1 protein-coding gene is annotated in these 1,355 nt (G+C 45.9%); it reads right to left on the reverse strand.

What is annotated here, in order from left to right; all coding sequences use genetic code 11:
- Positions 1 to 127 precede the first annotated feature (127 nt).
- Positions 128 to 1,261, reverse strand: coding sequence for a flagellin (locus WR49_RS20655; protein WP_046225270.1), 1,134 nt, complete (start codon positions 1,259 to 1,261; stop codon positions 128 to 130).
- Positions 1,262 to 1,355: the final 94 nt, after the last annotated feature.

Here is a 1,355-nt window from a genome sequence, read left to right on the forward strand (position 1 = left end):
GCAATAAAAAACCCAGCCGAAGCTGGGTCTGTTTAGCGCTCATCTCTCACCACGAGCTAATTTGTGGAAGCCTAACGTTAACGCTTATGCTCAACAACGCTTATAGTCAACGTGGCCTTTCAATCGATTAACCTAGTAGGCTAAGTGCCGAGTTCGGTGCTTGTTTCGCTTGAGCAAGAATCGAACTTGAAGCTTGAGAAAGGATCTGAGACTTAGTCATCTGAGTCGTTTCTTTCGCGAAGTCGGTATCTTTAATACGGCTCTTAGAAGCATTAACGTTTTCGTTAATGTTATCTAAGTTGCTAATCGCGTGGTCGAAACGGTTTTGGAAAGCACCCAGTTCAGCACGGTGGCTGTCTACATACTTAAGTGCCGCATCGATTACTGCTACAGACTCTTGTGCGCCACCAACAGACGTTACGTCGATAGTATCCACTGTGACTTCTTTGCCCGCTTGGATGCCTAGCTCACCAGCAAGACCGCCAGAGAAAGACACATCGCCGCTCACTTTGTTATTGCCTGTGAACATTTGTAGCTTGCCGTCTTCAGTCACAGATGCTTTAACAGAATCTTGTTGACCGTTGATGTACGTTGCTAGCTCTTCGATGTCGTCACCCGCTTTTGCGTTGATGTCGATTTCTTGTGCTTGACCGAAGTTATCAGTGAACGACAGTTTCAGGTCGTTAGAGCTTGCTTGAACGTTCCAATCTTTGTCTTTTGCATTCTCAGTTTGGTAGCTCTTACCACCCATCTGAGCGTTATCAGAGCGCATGTCTTTCAGTTGAAGCATCACCGCTTCACCGTTATCCGCACCGATTTGGAATGATTTAGTCCCGTGAGTACCGTTAAGCAGCTTGTTACCACCAAAAGACGTCGTTTCCGCGATACGGTTCAGTTCATCGTTCAGTGCGGTTACTTCTTCTTGAATCGCTACACGCTCAGATTTTGAGTTTGAGCCGTTTGAAGATTGTAGAGACAAATCACGCATACGTTGCAGGATGTTGGTTGTCTCGTTCATTGCACCTTCAGCCGTTTGTGCAATCGAGATACCGTCGTTCGCATTACGTACCGCAACATCAAGACCACGACTCTGAACGTTCAAACGGTTCGAGATTTGTAGGCCCGCAGCGTCATCTTTTGCGCTGTTGATTTTAGAACCTGAAGATAGGCGCTCCATTGATGTTTGTTGTGCGTTGTTTGCATTATTTAGGTAACGTTGCGCTGTCATCGCTGAAACGTTGGTATTTACATTCACTGCCATGGTGATTTCTCCAATTGATTTTCCGGTATAGCGGTTTCCGACGTCTCGGAAAACCAAGTAGTTCTCTCAAAGTTACTTTTAATAACGGCTCGAA

Source organism: Vibrio sp. ECSMB14106, from assembly GCF_000972265.1.
In the GTDB taxonomy this organism is placed as follows: Bacteria; Pseudomonadota; Gammaproteobacteria; order Enterobacterales; family Vibrionaceae; genus Vibrio; species Vibrio kanaloae.

What these genes read in the sequence shown, in the direction of transcription:
- WR49_RS20655 (WP_046225270.1), bottom strand. Translation starts at nt 1,261, where the DNA reads ATGGCAGTGAATGTAAATACCAACGTTTCAGCGATGACAGCGCAACGT.